We start from the raw sequence: 16,904 nt of genomic DNA, 5'->3' as shown, positions 1-16,904 counted from the left end.
CGCGCCCTACGGCAGCGACCACCAGTCGACCCACAGGTCGGAGTCGTCGGTGACCACGAACGCGTACGGGCGCTCGGCGGCGTTCGCGTTGTCCTGAACCGTGAGGGCCTCGCCGGGGCGCTCGCCGACGCGTCCGGGCGGGGTGCCCTGCGCGGCCCAGTTCCACTTGCCGCCGTCCCACCAGTTCACGTACAGCTTGGAGTCGTCGCCGATCACGAAGGCGTACGGGCGGGTGAACGCGTTGGGGTCGTCCCGCATCGTGACCACGCCGACGGAGTCGAGGATGAGGCGACCACTGGGCGCGCCCTGGTCGCTCCAGTTCCACTTGCCGCCGTCCCACCAGTTGACGTACAGCTTCGAGTCGTAGCCCTGGACGAAGGCGTAGGGCCGCTCGACCGCCCGCGGGCTGTCCTGGACGGTGACGACGCCCGCGCCCTTCTTCACCGGCTGCCCGCTGGGCGCGCCCTGGTCGCTCCAGTTCCACTTGCTCCCGTCCCACCAGTTGACCCAGACACGGGAGTCGTCGGTGATGACGAACGCGTACGGCCGGGTGAAGGCGTTCGGGTTGTCGCGCATGGTGGTGACGCCGAGCGGACGCGAGATGACGCGGCTCGGCGGGGTGCCCTGGTCGCTCCAGTTCCACGCCTTGCCGTCCCACCAGTTGACCCAGAGGCGGAAGTCGTCGGTGAGGACGAAGACGTACGGCCGCTGCGGCGCGCTCGGGTTGTCCTGGACGCTGACGACCCCGACGCCCTCACGGACCCGGCGCCCGCCCGGCGCTCCCTGGTCGCTCCAGTTCCACTTGCTGCCGTCCCACCAGTTCACGTACAGCTTCGAGTCGTCGCCGATCACGAAGGCGTACGGCCGCTGGGGCGCGTTCGGGCTGTCCTTGACCGTGACGGCGCCGACCTTCTCGATGACGGTGCGCCCGGCCGGCGTCCCCTGGTCGCTCCAGTGCCAGGCCTTGCCGTCCCACCAGTTGACGTGCAGCCGCGAGTCGTAGCCGCGGACGAAGACGTACGGCCGCTGGGCGGCCTGTGGGTCGTCCTTCATGGTGACGGCGCCCGCGGTGGCTCGGACGCCGACCGCGGCGGTGGGCCGCTGCTGGTCGTTCCACTGCCATGAACCCATCGTGTTCCCCTTCTCCGGCCCCAGGGCGCGGCGCGATGCGCGCAGGTCAGGGCATGCCGAGGTGAGATGTGCTCCAAGGGGTCCGGCGCCGCCGTGGGCGCGCGCCGGGACAGGGACGGGGTTCCGGCCGGAGTCCCGAACAGTTCCGTGGCGGACACTCTGGCACCGCATCCCCTCGCTGTCACCGGCAGGGCCCGGACCCCACCCCTCCACGGGCTCGTTCCGGACAGGCCGCCGGGCGGGCACCGGGCCGACGGCCGCCACCCCTCTCACCCTCCACCACAATCAAACAAAAACTTCCAACAAAACTGTTCAGTTTCTGCTCGTCGAGGCGTAGGTTCCGGTTCGGATCAGTTCGCGCGACGAAGCGGGTACGTATGCAATCTCTGGCCGAAGGGCTCCGGCTCCCCACCAACGGGCTCGACTACACGATTCTGGCGATCTACTTCGTCGTCGTTCTGGGGATCGGCTTCGCCGCCCGCGCGAGCGTGAGGACCAGCCTCGACTTCTTCCTCTCCGGGCGGTCCCTGCCCGCCTGGGTGACCGGGCTCGCGTTCGTCGCGGCCAACCTGGGCGCGACCGAGATCCTCGGGATGGCCGCGACCGGCGCCCAGTACGGCGTCGCGGTCGTCCACTGGTACTGGATCGGCGCCATCCCGGCCATGGTCTTCCTCGGCCTGGTGATGATGCCGTTCTACTACCGCTCGAAGGTCCGCTCGGTGCCGGAGTTCCTGCTCCAGCGGTTCGACGCCTCCGCGCACCTGCTCAGCTCCGCGCTGTTCGCCTTCGCCGCGATCCTGATCGCGGGCGTCAACCTCTACGCCCTGTCGATCGTGGTGGAGGCGCTGCTCGGCTGGCCGCAGTGGGTGGCCATCGTCGTCGCCGGGCTCTTCGTGCTCGCGTACATCACCGTCGGCGGGCTCTCCTCGGCCATCTACAACGAGGTGCTCCAGTTCTTCGTGATCCTCGCCGCGCTCATCCCGCTGGTCGTCCTCGGCCTCAAGCGGGTCGGCGGCTGGGGCGCGCTCAGCGACGACCTGGAGGCGGCGCACGGCCACAACTACCTCACCGCCTGGGGCGGCACCGGCATCGGGCAGAGCAACCCGCTCGGCGCCAACTGGCTGACGATCATCCTGGGTCTCGGGTTCGTGCTCTCCTTCGGCTACTGGACCACCAACTTCGCCGAGGTCCAGCGCGCCCTCTCGGCCAAGAACCTCAGCGCGGCCCAGCGCACCCCGCTGATCGCCGCCTTCCCGAAGATGTTCATCGTCTTCCTGGTGATGATCCCGGGACTGGTCGCCGCCGCCCTGGTGCCGAAGATCGGCACCCCGGGCTCCGACCTCACGTACAACGACGCCATCCCGTATCTGATGCAGGAGCTGCTGCCCAACGGCGTGCTCGGCATCGCCGTCACCGGGCTGCTCGCCGCCTTCATGGCGGGCATGGCGGCCAATGTGTCGTCGTTCAACACCGTCTTCACGTACGACATATGGTCCAAGTACGTGAAGAAGGGGCAGCCGGACGCGTACTACCTGCGCTTCGGGCGGGTCATCACGGCGATCGGTGTGCTCGCCTCCATCGGGACGGCGTTCATCGCCTCGTCCTTCTCCAACATCATGGGGTACCTCCAGACGCTGTTCTCCTTCTTCAACGTGCCGATGTTCGTGGTCTTCGTCATCGGGATGTTCTGGAAGCGGGCGTCCATGAAGTCCGGTGTCTGGGGGCTGCTCGCGGGCACCACGGCCGCGATGGTCAACTACTTCTGGATCTACAAGCAGGGCGTCGTCTCCATCCCCACCGACCAGGGCGCCAACTTCGTCTCCGCGATCGTCGGCTTCGCCGCGGGCGCGATCGTCATGGTCGTGGTGACGCTCTTCACCGCCCCCAAGCCCGAGGCCGAGCTCGCCGGTCTGGTGTACGGGACGGTCTCGCCCGGCCTTGAGGAGCCGCCCGCCGAGGGCGACGGCGCCTGGTACCGCAGGCCCGCCCTGCTCGGCTGGGGAGCGGTGGTCCTCGCCGCGCTCTGCTACCTGCCCTACTCGCTCTGATCGGAGGCCCGGACCATGTCTGAACTGCAACGCGAAGTCTCCGAGCTGGAGAAGAAGTCCGCCACCGCGGCCCGGCTCTTCGACATCCGCCGGATCATCGGCGGTCTCTTCACCCTGTACGGAGTGATCGTCACCATAGCCGGGATCAACGCCTCCGACGCCGATCTGAAGAAGGCCGAGGGCGTCAACATCAACCTCTGGACGGGGCTCGGGATGCTGGCCCTGGGGCTGTTCTTCCTGGTCTGGCTGTGGCTGCGGCCGCTCGCGCCGCCCGCCCCGGAGGACGACGCGGCCGGGCTCGAGGGGGTCTAGGGCCTGTCCGGTGGGTCCGGTCGGCCTCGGCGCGGGGGGCGTTTTCGGCGCTGGTGAGTGGGGGTCTGGTGCGTCCAGCTGCAAGGCGGAGGATTGAGTCGACGCGGAGCGTCGGCGATTGACGACAACGCCGCAGATGGGCGTGCCAGACCCCCACGTGCCGACCGGACCCACCGGACAGGCCCTAGGACCAGCGCGCGGGACCACCTCCGCCGGTCCCGCGCGCCACATTCCCTCGCTCCTCTCGTCACATTTCCCTGTTCGATTCCGTCAGGGAAGTGATCGCGAAAGCCGGCCGGTGCGGTTCCGGGGGCACACGCAGAACGAGGAAGTAGGGAAGAACCATGACCACGAGCGCTCTCGCCGAACTGCGTTCCCAGATGCGCGGACGTGTCCTGCTGACCGGCGACGACGACTTCGACCAGGCACGACAGCCGTGGAACCTCTCGGTCCAGCAGCCCGTATCGGCGGTCGTCGAGGCCGCCGACGCCGACGACGTCTCGGCCGTGGTGCGCTACGCGGCGGCCGCCGGACTCGTCGTCGCGCCCCAGCCCGGCGGCCGGGGCGCCAGCGGTGACGTGGAGGGAGTGATCCTGCTCCGCACCGGCAAGCTCGACGAGCTGCACGTCGACGCCGCCGCCCGCAGCGCGCGCGTCGGCGCGGGCGTCCTGGGCGGCCAGGTCCAGGCCGTGGCCGGGCCGCTCGGTCTGACCGGGCTGCCGGGCAGCTCCCCGCTGGTCAGCGTGGTCGGCTACACGCTCGGCGGCGGGCTCAGCTGGTTCGGGCGCAAGTACGGCTGGGCCGCCGACAGCGTCACCGCCTTCGAGGTGGTCACCGCCGACGGCACCCAGACCCGGGTGACCGCCGACTCCGACGCCGAGCTCTTCTGGGCGCTGCGCGGCGGCGGCGGCGACTACGCCCTGGTCACGGCCATCGAGTACGACCTGCACCCCGCGCCCGCCCTGTTCGGCGGCCGGGTGGTCTGGCACGGCAGCCAGGCGCCCCGCGTCCTGGAGGCCTTCCGCGAGATCACCTCCAACGCCCCGGACGAGCTGACCGCGTGGATCAACCTCCTCCAGATCCCCAACGGCCCCTCGCTGGTCACCGTCGACAGCACCTTCCTCGGCGAGGAGGCCGAGGGCCGGGCGCTGCTCGGTGCGCTCGACGCGATCGAGGGCGCGAACACCGACACCCGGGCCGTGCTGCCGGTGGCCGAGCTGGGCGAGATCACCGGCGAGCCGACCGAGCCGGGGCCCAGCGCGACCCGCGCCGAACTGCTCACCGACCTGGACGACAAGGTCGCGGCCGCGCTGCTCGCGGAGCCGGTCGACCCGCTCTTCGGTGTGCACATCCGGCACCTGGGCGGCGCCTTCGCCGCGCCGACGGAGAACCCGCAGGGCCCGCTGACCGAGCCGTACACGCTGTCCATGTTCGGGCTGCCGTTCACGCCGGAGCGCGGCGCCGAGATCGCCGCCCGCCAGGAGGCGCTGGTCCAGTCGGTCGCCCCGTACATCAGCGGCCGCAAGCCCTACACGTACCTCTCCCCCGGCGACACCGCCGCCGCTGCCTTCAAGCCCGAGGCGCTGGCCAGGCTCCAGCAGGTCAAGCGCGACCGTGACCCGCGCGGCGTCTTCCGCAGCAACTTCCCGGTGCTCGGCTGACGGCCTGATACGCAGGACGGCGCCCCGCGGCAGTGGCCGCGGGGCGCCGTCGCCGTGTCACCGACCGGTCAGGACAGCTTGCCGTCGTAGTCCGGGAGCTTGAAGGTGCGCTCGGCGTGACCGCCGACCAGGTCGGTCGTGTTGTTGCCGAAGTTGGCGACGACCGTGTAGCCGCGCGCCTCGATCTCGGCCCGCTTCTCCGTCTTGTACGTGCTGACCTCGTGGAACAGGTCCGGCAGATCCCGTACGTAGAGACCGGTGACGGGGTAGCCGACCGCCTTGAGGTTGTACGCGGTGAGGGACTCGATGATGCCGGGGCGGGCCGTCACGAAGAAGACGGCGACGCCCTGGGCGCTCGCCTCGCGCACCATGTCCCGCATGGACTGGATGGCCGGGGTCGGGAACGTCCAGAAGTGGTGGAAGTCCGTCTCCAGCGTGGTGTTGTCGATGTCCAGGACGATCGCCGGCTTCTCGCCCGCGGGCGAGGCGGCGATGCGCGCCTTGAGGTACGGGCGGGCGGTGTCCACGACGGACTGGACGTCACGCTGCCAGGTCCCGTAGTCGACGCCCTTGAGCGCGGCGATCCCGCCGGAGGCGGAGGCCTGGGCCACGACGGAGTGCGGGGCCGCGGCGGGGGCCGCCTGGGAGGCGGTCGGCGCGGCGATGAGGGCGGTCGCCGCTGCGGCCACCGTGACGGCCGTGCGCGTCGTCCAAGCAGTGCGGTGCATGGGGGGTTGGTGCTCCTCTGTCGCGATGGTGGGAGCCCGTGGGGGATCCGTCGGGCCGTGGCGATCGGCCCGTTCGGCACGGGATTGGCATGCGCACGGCCAAGAATGATCAGCCGGTGACCCGATGTCTACTGGTCGGTAGGAAACTTCTCGTATATGCGAGGTGAATCCACGGAAGTGCCGCACGAGCCCGCCCCATACGGAAGATGAGCCGCCGGATCCGCTGCACACCCGCCCCTCCGGTCGCCACGCACCGTCCCGGCTCGTCGCTCCGCGCAGCCACGAAACTCCCGCGAGGAAATCGCGCGCCCCCGGGAATTTATTTTCCAACCTCAACTGTTGGCATATGCATCGAGCTGATCGAGGCTCGACCCCGACGACAGCGCGGACCGACGGGTCCGCCCCCCAGCAGCGAGGCACCATGAACCCCATCCAGGAGCAGCCCGCCGACACCGTGGCCCGGCTGCGCGCCACCTTCCGCACCGGCCGCACCAAGCCCGTCGAGTGGCGCACCACCCAGCTGCGACGCCTGCGCGAGATGCTCACCGAGCGCGGTGCGGACCTGGTGGAGTCGCTCCGCGCGGACCTCGGCAAGAGCCCGGCCGAGGTCCAGCGCACCGAGATCGGCTTCACCGTCCGGGAGATCGACCACACCCTGGACCACCTCGCGCAGTGGCTGCGCCCCGAGCCCGCGCCCGTCCCGGAGCACCTGGGCGGGGCGACGGCCTGGACGCAGTACGACCCGCTGGGCGTGGTCCTGGTCATCGCGCCCTGGAACTATCCGGCGCAGCTGCTGCTCACCCCGATGATCGGCGCCCTGGCCGCGGGGAACGCGGTCGTGGTCAAGCCCAGCGAGCTGGCTCCGGCCACCTCCGCCGTGCTGGCGCGGCTGCTGCCCGAGTATCTCGACCCGGACGCGGTGGCCGTGGTGGAAGGCGGCATCCCGGAGACCACGGCGCTGCTGGCCGAGCGGTTCGACCACATCTTCTACACCGGCAACGGCACCGTCGGCCGTATCGTCATGGCCGCCGCCGTCCAGCACCTCACCCCGGTCACCCTCGAACTGGGCGGCAAGTCCCCGGTGTTCGTCGACCGGGACGCCGACCTCGACACGGTCGCGGCCCGGCTGGCCGCGGGCAAGTTCCTCAACGCGGGCCAGACCTGTGTCGCGCCCGACTACGTCCTCACCGACCCGGAGACCGCCCGCGCCCTCGAACCGGCGCTGGCCCGGGCCGTGGAGGCCCTGTACGGAGCCGACCCGCAGGCCTCCGCCGAGTACGGCCGCATCGTCAACGAGCGCCACTTCGACCGGCTGAGCGCGCTGCTCGACTCGGGCCGGGTCGTCACCGGTGGCCGGGGCGACCGCGCCACCAAGTACCTCGCGCCGACCGTCCTCGCCGACGTCGACCCCAAGTCGCCGGTGATGCGGGAGGAGATCTTCGGGCCGATCCTGCCCATCGTCACGGTGGCGGACCTGGACGAGGCCATCGGCTTCATCAACGACCGCGACAAGCCGCTGGCCCTGTACGCCTTCACCGAGTCCACGACCACCCGCGAGCGCCTGGCCGCCGAGACCTCGTCGGGCGGCCTCGGCCTCGGTCTGCCGCTGGCCCATCTCACCGTCTCCGACCTGCCGTTCGGCGGCGTCGGCGAGAGCGGCATGGGCAACTACCACGGCCGCTACTCCATCGAGACGTTCAGCCACCGCAAGGCGGTGCTGGCCGCCGGGTGACCGACGGCGACGGGCCGGAGCGGATCTCCGTTCCGGCCCGTCGCCGCACCCGCTACCCCTCGCCGTAGAGCCCGGCGAGTTCGGCCCCCAGTTCCGCGAGCCGCTCGCGGGCCTCCGGCGGTTCCAGGACCTCCACCCGCGCCCCGAGACCGGCCAGTTGCGCGGCCACGACCTCCGGGGACGGGCCGTCGATCTCCATCTCCAGCCATCCGTCGGCCCGTTCGCCGCCCAGGCGCAGTCGGCCGCCGAACAGGACCGCCAGGACGCGCCCGGCCGTGGGATCGGCCCGCCCCCGTACGGTCGCGCCGCGCATCCGCTCCTCCATCGGCGCGGCCAGGGCCCGCCAGGCCGAGGCCAGATCGAAGCCCTCCGGCCGCACGACGGGGTCCGCGGTCACCTCGACCGAGGTGATCCGGTCGAGCCGGAAGATACGCAGACCGTCGTGGCCGGATCCGGCCACCGGCTGCTCGCCTCCCCCCTTGTCCGTACCGGCCACGAGATACGGGACTCCCGCCTTGGTGACCAGGCCCAGGGGGTCGACCGTGCGCATACCGGCCGGGCTGCCGGGGCGGGCGTATCCGAGGCGGATCCGCAGGCCGTCCACCACCGCCCCTTGCAGCGCGTCCAGCTGGGGCGTGCCCGCGGTGACGGGCAGGCGCCACCAGTCCGTGCCGTCCGTGACACCGGCCTTCGACGCGGCCTCGGCGTCGGGCCGGAGCGGCGCGGGCAGCGCCCGGACCAACTTGCGCAGCGCCGTGCGCAGTTCGGGCGTGGCCGCCGACGGCCCCGCGACCAGGAACATCGCACGGATCTCGGCGGCCGTCAGACCGGTGAGGTCGGTACGGGCCCCGCCGACCAGGGACCAGCCGCCGCCCCGCCCGTGCTGGGAGTACACCGGGATGCCGGCGGCCGCCAGCGCCTCCAGGTCGCGGCGCGCGGTGCGCTCGGACACCTCCAGCTCCGCCGCCACCTCGCGCGCGGTCACGCGTCCGCGTGTCTGCAGGAACAACAGGGTCGCCACCAGACGATCGGCTCTCATGCCGATCATTCTCTTTCTGAAACTGGACAAGAGATGGCCAGTTTGGCTTCCAGGATGAGTGCAGATCGAGCGCGGACGGATCACGTGCCGCGCCTCAGACACCCTCAGGGAGAGATCATGATCGTGGTGACCGGAGCAACCGGGAACGTCGGACGGCACCTTGTTCGGACCCTCGCCTCGTCGGGCGAGTGGGTGACAGCGGTCTCCCGTCGCGTCCCGGCCGGGTTGATGCCGGGCAACGTGGAGTTCCAGCAGGCCGATCCGGCCCGGCCCGAGAGCCTCAAGCCCGCCCTCGACGGGGCCGACGCGCTGTACCTCCTCGTCCCCGGCGACGGCGAGGGCCTCGACCCGTACGCCATCCTCGACACGGCGCGGGCCGCCGGGGTGCGCCGGGTCGTCCTCCAGTCGTCGCAGGCCACCGCCACCCGCCCGCACTCCCCCGCACACACCCGGCTGCGCGCCTTCGAGGACGCCGTACGGGAGTCGGGCCTGACGTGGACGGTCCTGCGGCCCAGCGGATTCGCCTCCAACGCCTATATGTGGGCGGCCTCGATCCGCTCCGAGCGGACGGTCACGGCGCCCTTCGGCGATGTCGCCCTGCCCGTCATCGACCCGGCCGACATCGCCGCGGTCGCCGCCGCGGCCCTGCGCGACGGGAGCCACACGGGCCGGACGTACGAACTCACCGGACCGGCCCCGCTCTCGCCGCGCGAGCAGACCCGCGCGATCGGGGAGGCGCTGGGGGCGCCGGTGCGCTTCGTCGAGCAGAGCCCGGCCGAGGCACGGGAGCTGCTCACCCGCTTCATGCCGGAGCCGGTGGTCGAGGCCACGCTCGGCATCCTCGGCGAACCCACGCCCGAGGAGCGGCGGGTGAGCCCGGACGTGGAGCGGGTCCTGGGCCGGGCGCCGCGTCCGTTCAGCGCCTGGGCGGCGGACAACGTGGCGGCCTTCAGGTGACGCGGCCTTCAGGTGACGCGGCCTTCAGGTGACGTCCGGGACCGGCTCGGATGCGGCCTGGCCGGGCACTTCGGCGGGCCGCGGGGGGACGCGCCCCGCCCACCGCTGCTCGACCTTGGCCAGCCGCCAGTACGCCAGGGCCGCGGCCCACACCGCGACGAACAGGCCGACGATGATGAAGCCCACGTTGTCCAGGTCGAGGCCCGCGATCCAGCCGGTCGCGCCGTCGCGCAGGTCGAGCTTGTCGTGCAGGACCCCCACCAGCTCGATCGTGCCGATCAGGAAGGCCACCGCGATGGAGAGCCCGGTGATGGTGAGGTTGTAGAACACCTTGCGCACCGGGTTGGAGAAGGCCCACTGGTAGGCGAAGTTCATGAAGGTGCCGTCGATGGTGTCGAACAGGCTCATTCCCGCCGCGAAGAGCAGCGGCAGGCACAGCACCGCGTACCAGGGCAGCCCGGCGGCCGCGCCCGAGCCGGCCATCACCATCAGGGTGACCTCGGTGGCGGTGTCGAAGCCGAGCCCGAAGAGGAAGCCCAGCGGGTACATCTGGCCGGGCCGGGTGATCGACTTGGTGAAGCGGCCCAGGAGGCGGTTCATGAACCCCCGTGAGTCCAGGTGCTGTTCCAGCTCGGCCTCGTCGTACGTGCCCGCGCGCATGGCCCGGAAGACCCGCAGGATGCCGGCGAGGGCGAGGAGGTTGAGCGCGGCGATGAGGTACAGGAACGATCCGGAGACGGTCGTGCCGACGATGCCGAGCGTCTGGTGGGTCTGTGAGTCGTCGTTCATCAGGGTGCCCGCGAGCTGCGCGCCCCCGGCGACCAGGGCCGCCATGACGACCACGACGCTGGAGTGCCCGAGCGCGAACCAGAAGCCGACCGACACCGGGCGTTTGCCGTCGGCCATCAGCTTGCGGGTGGTGTTGTCAATCGCCGCGATGTGGTCGGCGTCGAAGGCGTGCCGCATGCCGAGGGTGTAGGCGGTGACGCCGAGGCCCAGGCCGAACGTCTTCGAGCCGACCTCGTAGTGCTCGGGCACGACGAGCAGGAAGAGGATGCCGAACGCCACCACGTGCAGGGCGGCGATCACCGCCAGCAGCCAGGCGGTGCGCACGGTGTCCTCGCGCCGCCAGTGGAATGTGGCGGCAGGGGTGGGCAGGGTCATTCGTTCACGCTCCAGCACCTCGTGGATCATTACGCGAGATGCCGTGGCCGGTCTCCTGGCTTCCGGGTGTCGCGCCGCCCCTGCCTTCCCAGCGGCCTCACGGCCACCAGTGGCACTACGGGGCGGGCTACCCGAAGCCGTTCATGGCCTGAACGACATGGGGCCCGATCACAGTGGCGAGGGCCGCTCCGGTCTTGCACCGGTCTTCCCGAACACCACGGCTCGCCAACCGTAGGTGCGACCCGCCCCACCTGCAAGTCTGGTCGTGGACAGGGGTATTACAGATCACATTCCACGCCGGACTCGACGAGGGAGCGAAACGGCTCGGCCGGGTCCGGACGAAGCAGAGCCGGGCCTGACGCACCGCGAGGTCGGCCGGGCGTGCGCCGAAGGGGCACCCACCGCCACGGCTCAAGGTGCTGACGCACGCGGGCCTGGTTACGCTGCGCCGGACGGGACCAATCGCTTCTCCCGGCCCGGCGCGACGGGCACGAGGAAGGGCCGACGCATGGGCGACGCCGCCAGCAGGAACACGGTCGCGGTCGAGCGGCACATCGCCGCGAGCCCCGCCGCCGTGTTCTCGTTCTTCACCGACCGCGAGCGCTGGCTGTCCTGGGCGACTGGTACCGGCGGGAGATCATGGACCCGGGCAAGCAGCCCCTGCTGTTCCTGCTGCTCGGGTTCCTCGGGGCGTTCCTCTTCATCCGGTTCGGCGTGCGGATGATCCGGGCCGAGATCGAGGCCGCCGTCTGCGGGATCGGCACGGCCCTCGTCCTGGACGAGTTCGCCCTCATCCCGCATCTGCGCGACGTCTACTGGTCCGAGGAGGGCAGGCTCTCCGTCGACAGCGTCGTCCTGGGGGCGGCTGTGTGGGGAACGCGAGGGCTGGCGCCGTCGGCTGCGTGAGAAGGTCTACGACGCGATCGCGGGCAAACCCTCCCAGCCGTGATCATCGCCGAGGACGCCTCTCAGCCTGCGGTCGGCGCGGTGAACACCGGGCGGCGGTCGATGCGGGCGCGGACCTCGTCGGAGCCGAAGTGGTAGTCGATACGCCGCACGGCCTCGGCCCAGCCGCGCATGGTGCCCGCGCCCGCGCCGGAGAGCGCCTCGGTCACGAACGGGTCGGTCCACCGCTCCACCGCACGCCGCCACAGCTCGGCGGGCGGCTCCTCCAGCAGACTGCCGACCGTGCCCTCGTAGATGAGCATGGCCCGGACCTGCCCGTCGGGCTCGATCTGCACCGACTGGAAGTCGAGCCCGCGCGCCACCTGTTCGGGGTTCATCTGCAACGAGAAGTTGGTCGACGTGCCGACCCGGACGGTGGCCGGGGCGAGCGCCTGAAGCCGCGCGCGCCGCTCCTCACCGCCCAGCTCGACGAGCTGTTCGTCCGAGAGAAGTTCGTGCTCGGCGTATCCGGTGCGGCTGCCGAGCCCGGACGGCACGGCGGCCCCGAAGTCGAGCGAGCTCAGGTGCGGGAACCGGGGGACGACGTCCGTGCAGAACTCCTCCAGCCGGTCGACGTTGCTCCGTACGACCACACAGTCGATGGCGAACGGGAGCGGGCGCTCACCGCGCCCGTCCCGCTCCCGCGCTGCGGCCTCCAGCAGTGCCAGCGCCCGCATCGCCCGCTCGAACGAACCCGCCCTGCCGCGGATCCGGTCGTGCACCTCGGGCGCGGGGCCGTCGACACTCACCACGACCCGCCCGCACACGCGCGCCAGCTCTTCGGTCATCCACGGCTGGAAGTTCCAGCCGCCGGTGTACACGAGCACCGAGATACCGGCCCGCGTCAGCCGCTCCGCGACTTCGAACACCCCCTTGACCAGGAGCGGTTCACCCCCGGCGAGGGTGACCTGGAGGGGGCCCAGGGAGATGATCGCGTCGGCGATGCGGAGCATGTCGTCGTGGCCGACCTGGCGCGTCGGCCGCCTGCCCGACTCCGAGTAGCAGTGGGTGCAGCGCAGCGGACAGGCGTACGTGATGTCCCAGATGACGGACTGGGGACCATCGGCAACGTTGTTCGCGCGCTCCATCGCATGCTCCCCGTGTCCGCTCGCGGCCTCGACGCCGGAACGTCCCCCGTTCGGGCGGGGGACGTTCCCGCCTCGCTCAGACTAGGAGGCGTCCCCCGGCCCCGGTATCCCCAACTCTGGGGATGGCGTGGGCCGTACGGGTCGCCCCGACGCGTTCATGGCACCGGCGCCCACCGCCCCGGTCAGCCCCGGTCAGCCCCGCAGGGTTATGGTCCGCAGCTGGGGGTCGGACGCTATCTCCGCCTCGGTGAACCGTTCCGTGACCCAGCGCTTGTGCGAGAAGAGGACGGTCTGGTCGGTGTAGTGCGGCGATTCGGGGTTGACGGACTGCCCGTAGGTGAGGATCGTCCGGGTGCGCGGCCCCTGGGCCGTCAGCTCCGTGGCCATGATGAAGCTGGAGCCCGACGCGTAGTCGTCCGGGGAGCTCGGGCGTGTGGCGCCGCCGCTGCCCGACGTGGGTGACGCGTCCACGACGTTGAAGCAGCCCTCGCCTCCGGAGCAGCCGGGCAGCGGAATCCCCGCCCAGCGCTGCACACTGCCTATCGGCGCGTCCAGCGGCACCTGGTCGGCGGCCAGCTGGCGGACGGCGTCGGCCAGCGCGCGCCGCACCTGCGGCTCGTCGCCGTTGAGCCCGCGCGGGGTGGTGAGCGGCTGGGCCGGGTCGTACGGAACGCGCCACCAGGCGTGCGGGCCGTCCACTCGGGTGCGGAACGCCTTCCACAACACGGCGCCGCGGCTGTCGGGGTCGTCGCGGGTGTCCCAGGCCGCCAGGACGTCACAGGCGGCGCGCACATCCACCTCGGTGCCGTCGGTGGCGGTCAGGACGGGGTGCGCGCGGCACATCGCGACCGCGTCGTCGCGGCCCAGCTCCGCCGTGTAGTTGCGGTCGCCGAGCATGCTCGCCTGCAACGTGGACAGGGTGAAGCCGGGAGCGCCGAGTCCGTCGGAGCCGTCGCGCCGGCCCGCGATCATCTGGAGCCCGAGCTGGGCGCGCGGCCCGAGGGGAACTCCGGCGCGGTACATCCGCGGGTAACCGGCCAGCGGCTCGGCGGGGTTGGTCAGCGTCGAGTCGTTGTTGGAGTTGGCCACATAGTCGGTCCGGGTCAGCCGGGGCTGGTGGCCGGGGCCGAAGATGCCCGGCACCACCGCGTCGGGGTCGCTGCCCCAGTCGCAGGCCGAGGTCGAACCGTCGAGCACACCGACCAGATCCTCGCCGCCCCCGCCCGGCAGGGCACACCGCTTGAGCTGGTCGTCGGCGACGTGGGGCACGGCGGAGGAGTCGTTGAAGTACGCGGTACCGGCGGTGTCCGTGGCGATCGTGTACGTCCACGGGATGCCCTGGTACGTCTGGTGGGCCTGCTTGAGCTGGGCCACGGACCGCGCCCTGCCGATCGCCAGCCACTCGTTCATCGAGCGCAGGTTGTCCGCGTTGGCGTCCCTCAGTGCGTACGCCTCGGTGCGCGTCCAGCCCTCGGCGAGGACCGGGCCGTACCGGGAGGTGTGGAGGGTGCTGGAGACGGTGGACACCTTGCCGTCGGCGCCCCGGACCGTGACCGGAACGGTCCTGCGGGTCATCGGCACGGCCTTGCCGTCGACCAGGTAGCTCGTCGGGTCGCCGGGTGCGAGGGCGAGGCGGTAGAGCGAGGCGTGGTCGGCGTTGCTCGTGGTGTGCGTCCAGGCCAGGGTGCGGTTGTGGCCGATCTCGACGAGCGGGGTGCCGTAGATGCTCGCGCCCGCGACGTCGATGACGCCCGGGATCGTCAACTGCACCTGGTAGAAGCGGTACCCGCCGATCCAGGCCAGGTGCGGGTTGGCCAGCAGCATGCCGTCGCGGCCACGGGTCGCGTCACGGCCGAGCGCCCAGCCGTTGCTGCCGAGGTCGTCGCGGCGGGGGCCCTTGCGGGTGGACGGGGGTGAGGGAATTTCCCGCGCGGGCACCGAGGCCGAACCGCTCGCGGCGACGCTGGGCGCTCCTGTGGCTGCCGCTGCTGCTGTTGCTGCCGTTGCTGCCCGTCGTGGCTTCGGGGCGGCCTTGCCCCCGGCCCCTGTCGGCGGGGTCGCGGTGGCGATGGCCTGCTTGAGCGCCGTCGCGCCGAAGGCGCCGTTGACGTCGTAGACGAGGTTCCAGATGTCCATGGCGTTGATCGGGCCGACCCAGGGCTGGCCCTTGCACGTCGGGTCCGGCAGGTGAGCGGCGCCGGTGTCGCGCAGATACCGGTTGTACCCGGCGGCGTACCCCTCGACCATCCGGCGCAGCTCGGGCGTCGGGCCGAGCGGCGCCGGGCGGTCGAGCAGCCGCCGGACCGTACCTGCCTGCCGCAGTCCCTGGTGGTAGGTGTCGCTCGCCAGGTTGGGCGTGTCGTCGGCGGTCGTCCCCGTCGGGCCGAGGTATCTGGAGCGGTCGCCCCGCAACGTCATGACCTGGTCGGCGAGTTGGCACAGGTTGTCCTGCGCGAACGCGTAGCCGTATCCGTACCCCAAGCCGCCGTAGTCGTGGGCCAGGACGTGCGGGATGCCGTACTCGGTGCGGCGGATCTGCGCGGTGTAGCCGTGGTCGTCCACCCGTTTGCTGTCCACCCATTTGCCGTCCGGTGCCGGCGCGGCGGACGCGGGCGCCGGTAACAGCGCGGCGGTGCCGGAGGTCAGGCAGAGAGCGGCCACCACGGACCCCAGTCTCCGCATGCTTCTGGATTTTTGACGTACCGTCAGGTGATGTCGGTCGCTCAGCATGTCCGTAAGAGTGCCGGAAGCCCGGACGTCACCACATCAACCCCTCGACCGAACTTCGCGCTGGGCAGTGGCCCCATGGATGTACACCCTGGGGTGGGCGGGGCAGCGCTGACCTGCGATGTCGGGCCGATCCTCATCCGCAGGGGTCGATCCTCACACGCAGGGACCGATCCTCACACGCAGGCGTGGTCCAGCAGACCCGCCCAGGTGCGGGGCCCGACCAGTCCGTCCACCTCGTGGCCGCGGTAGCCGCAGAGGTACTGGAAGCTCTTCACCGACTTGGTCGTCCCGCTGCCGAAGACACCGTCGACGCGGGTGCTGATGCCCTGGTCGGTGAGCTTCTGCTGGAGGTACCTGACACAGGTGCCCCGGTCGCCCTGCGAGAGGAACGGCCGGGTCTGGGCACATCCGGCGGCGCTCGTCGCCCGGGTGGCGGACGTGGCCGCATCGGCCGGGGCGAGCATGCCCGCGCCGCCCAGCACTCCGGCGCTGAGCAGCGCGACGACGAGGATCCGTACCTGTTTCATGGGGTCTCCCGTGGATGGGGGCGACCGCGCGTGGCGCGACGCGTGTCGCCGTACTCCGGCGGCGTGCCGGTTCGCCGCCGCCGGAAGGCCAACATAGGGAGCGGGGTTGCCGTGCGGCGTCACACAGGGGGTTGAGATCTCCCCTGCAACCAGAGCGGTAGGCGGAACGGCTCTCCACCCGATGCGGCAGACGACTTGCCCATCGGATGAGCAGACGGCTTGCGTGCCGGGCGAGTTGGGCAGCCGTCCTCGTCAGCGACCCGTACGTCCGGAGACACTCACGGCTCCTCCTCCGGGTCCTCGGGGCCCGCGTCCCTGCGGCGCAGCCCGACCTGGACCGCGCCGAAGAGGGCCTTGGCGATGACGCCCACCACGATCAGGTCCAGGATCATCTGCGCGGTGGTGAGCGCACGGCTGGTGTCGGTGGCGGGTGCGATGTCGCCGAAGCCGACGGTCGCGAAGACCGTGACCGTGAAGTACAGGGCGCCGGTCCGGCTCAGCGGCTCCGAGAACGACGCCGGCCGGTCGTCGGCGAGCAGGAAGTACGTGGCGGAGAACAGCACGAGGAAGAGCGGCACGCCGGTGGCCAGCGCCTCGATCGCCCGCAGCCGCGGATACTCCGCATGGGTGATGGCGGCGATCTGCCAGACCGTGAGGCAGCCGAAGAGGACAAGGCCCAGCGCGAGCGCCACGGCGGTGCCGACGCCGACTCCCCGGTCCAGCGGGGCCAGGTAGTACAGCGACGTCAGCAGGACCACCGAGGCCGCCGACCGCAGCAGATGACCGGCGAGGGCACGGCGACGGCGCCGCTCTTCCGGGCCTGCGCGTTCCATGGGCCGCTC

At 71.4% G+C, this 16,904-nt stretch carries 14 protein-coding genes and 1 riboswitch; of the genes, 6 read left to right on the top strand and 8 right to left on the bottom strand.

Features of this window, described 5'->3' with window-relative positions; all coding sequences use genetic code 11:
* Window positions 1-6 precede the first annotated feature (6 nt).
* Complete coding sequence (locus BX283_RS34475) at window positions 7-1,131, bottom strand: hypothetical protein (protein WP_101391322.1); 1,125 nt, start codon at window positions 1,129-1,131, stop codon at window positions 7-9.
* A gap of 377 nt (window positions 1,132-1,508) precedes the next feature.
* Between BX283_RS34475 and BX283_RS34470 the strand changes: the two genes are divergently transcribed.
* The 3 genes from BX283_RS34470 (at window position 1,509) to BX283_RS34455 (ending at window position 5,152) form a co-directional block, all read left to right on the top strand.
* A complete protein-coding gene (locus tag BX283_RS34470) occupies window positions 1,509-3,179 on the top strand; it encodes a sodium:solute symporter family protein (protein WP_101391321.1) in 1,671 nt (556 codons plus the stop codon).
* A gap of 15 nt (window positions 3,180-3,194) precedes the next feature.
* Window positions 3,195-3,491, top strand: a complete 297-nt coding sequence (locus tag BX283_RS34465; RefSeq protein WP_101391320.1) for a hypothetical protein — start codon at window positions 3,195-3,197, stop codon at window positions 3,489-3,491.
* Window positions 3,492-3,835: 344 nt separating this feature from the next.
* A complete protein-coding gene (locus BX283_RS34455) occupies window positions 3,836-5,152 on the top strand; it encodes an FAD-binding oxidoreductase (RefSeq protein WP_101391318.1) in 1,317 nt (438 codons plus the stop codon).
* Between the two features lie 68 nt (window positions 5,153-5,220).
* On the opposite strand, the gene BX283_RS34450 is transcribed toward BX283_RS34455, so the two are convergent.
* Complete coding sequence (locus BX283_RS34450) at window positions 5,221-5,880, bottom strand: HAD family acid phosphatase (RefSeq protein ID WP_101391317.1); 660 nt, start codon at window positions 5,878-5,880, stop codon at window positions 5,221-5,223.
* Between the two features lie 421 nt (window positions 5,881-6,301).
* Between BX283_RS34450 and BX283_RS34445 the strand changes: the two genes are divergently transcribed.
* A complete protein-coding gene (locus BX283_RS34445) occupies window positions 6,302-7,612 on the top strand; it encodes an aldehyde dehydrogenase family protein (protein WP_101391316.1) in 1,311 nt (436 codons plus the stop codon).
* Between the two features lie 52 nt (window positions 7,613-7,664).
* Here the strand turns inward: BX283_RS34445 and BX283_RS34440 are convergent, their stop codons facing one another.
* Complete coding sequence (locus tag BX283_RS34440) at window positions 7,665-8,651, bottom strand: YafY family protein (protein ID WP_101392753.1); 987 nt, start codon at window positions 8,649-8,651, stop codon at window positions 7,665-7,667.
* A 117-nt stretch (window positions 8,652-8,768) separates the two neighbouring features.
* Between BX283_RS34440 and BX283_RS34435 the strand changes: the two genes are divergently transcribed.
* Window positions 8,769-9,608 (top strand): NAD(P)H-binding protein, encoded by an 840-nt coding sequence (locus BX283_RS34435; RefSeq protein WP_101391315.1) that lies wholly within the window; start codon window positions 8,769-8,771, stop codon window positions 9,606-9,608.
* A 24-nt stretch (window positions 9,609-9,632) separates the two neighbouring features.
* On the opposite strand, the gene BX283_RS34430 is transcribed toward BX283_RS34435, so the two are convergent.
* Window positions 9,633-10,802, bottom strand: coding sequence for a HoxN/HupN/NixA family nickel/cobalt transporter (locus BX283_RS34430; RefSeq protein WP_101391314.1), 1,170 nt, complete (start codon window positions 10,800-10,802; stop codon window positions 9,633-9,635).
* Window positions 10,800-11,007, bottom strand: a riboswitch (cobalamin riboswitch). (Overlaps the previous gene by 3 nt.)
* Window positions 11,008-11,411: 404 nt before the next feature.
* On the opposite strand from BX283_RS34430, the gene BX283_RS34420 reads away from it, so the two are divergent.
* A complete protein-coding gene (locus BX283_RS34420) occupies window positions 11,412-11,678 on the top strand; it encodes a hypothetical protein (protein WP_143676532.1) in 267 nt (88 codons plus the stop codon).
* Between the two features lie 62 nt (window positions 11,679-11,740).
* Here BX283_RS34420 and BX283_RS34415 read toward each other — a convergent pair whose 3' ends face one another.
* The 4 genes from BX283_RS34415 to BX283_RS34400 form a co-directional block, all read right to left on the bottom strand.
* Window positions 11,741-12,805, bottom strand: a complete 1,065-nt coding sequence (locus tag BX283_RS34415) for a radical SAM protein (RefSeq protein WP_101391311.1) — start codon at window positions 12,803-12,805, stop codon at window positions 11,741-11,743.
* A gap of 192 nt (window positions 12,806-12,997) precedes the next feature.
* Window positions 12,998-15,487 (bottom strand): penicillin acylase family protein, encoded by a 2,490-nt coding sequence (locus BX283_RS34410; RefSeq protein WP_101391310.1) that lies wholly within the window; start codon window positions 15,485-15,487, stop codon window positions 12,998-13,000.
* Window positions 15,488-15,708: 221 nt separating this feature from the next.
* The gene (locus tag BX283_RS34405) at window positions 15,709-16,062 is read right to left on the bottom strand and encodes a peptidoglycan-binding protein (RefSeq protein WP_101391309.1); all 354 of its coding nucleotides are present in this window, start codon (window positions 16,060-16,062) and stop codon (window positions 15,709-15,711) included.
* 278 nt (window positions 16,063-16,340) lie between these two features.
* Complete coding sequence (locus BX283_RS34400; protein ID WP_101391308.1) at window positions 16,341-16,895, bottom strand: potassium channel family protein; 555 nt, start codon at window positions 16,893-16,895, stop codon at window positions 16,341-16,343.
* Window positions 16,896-16,904 lie beyond the last annotated feature (9 nt).

The organism is Streptomyces sp. TLI_146 (genome assembly GCF_002846415.1).
GTDB lineage: Bacteria > Actinomycetota > Actinomycetes > Streptomycetales > Streptomycetaceae > Streptomyces.
Note: the sequence above shows the minus strand (reverse complement) of the source record. Positions and strands in the feature narration are given on the sequence as shown.